We start from the raw sequence: 544 nt of genomic DNA, 5'->3' as shown, positions 1-544 counted from the left end.
GCCTTGCAGGAGCATATGACGCTGATCGAGGTCCTCGCCGACGACATTGCCAGGCTCAAGACCCGGCGTGACCGCTTCAGTGAGCCGGCGCATCGGCGCTTCCTCGAGGCCGAGATCCAGCGGCTCAGCAAGCGCCGCTCCAAGGAGATCGCCAAGCTCGCCGCCAAGGTCAAGGCCCATGCCGATCTCGCCGATCGGATGGCTCTTCTGCTGAGCATTCCCGGCTTGGGCGAGATCACCGCGCTGGTCTTCGTCGTGCGCATGCCCGAACTCGGCCGTTTGAGCCGAACCGAGGCGGCCGCGCTTGTCGGTGTGGCGCCCTTCGATCAGGACAGCGGAACCCATGTCGGACAGCGTCGCATCGCGGGTGGACGCAAGCGGCTGCGCAAGGCTGTCTACATGGCGGCCTTCTCGGCCGCCAACCACTGGAACCCGGCTCTCGTCGCCTTCAGGAAACGCCTGCTCGAAGCCGGCAAGCACCACAATCAGATCATCGTCGCCTGCGCCAGAAAGCTGGTCCATATGGCCAATGCCGTGCTCGCCA

At 65.3% G+C, this 544-nt stretch carries 1 protein-coding gene; it reads left to right on the top strand.

Annotated elements, in window-relative coordinates; all coding sequences use genetic code 11:
* Window positions 1-15 precede the first annotated feature (15 nt).
* Window positions 16-544 (top strand): transposase (locus ACCO56_RS33065; RefSeq protein ID WP_433645213.1); only part of this gene is annotated, 529 nt, incomplete at its 3' end.

The organism is Mesorhizobium sp. 1B3, from assembly GCF_050958605.1.
GTDB lineage: Bacteria > Pseudomonadota > Alphaproteobacteria > Rhizobiales > Rhizobiaceae.
Note: the sequence above shows the minus strand (reverse complement) of the source record. Positions and strands in the feature narration are given on the sequence as shown.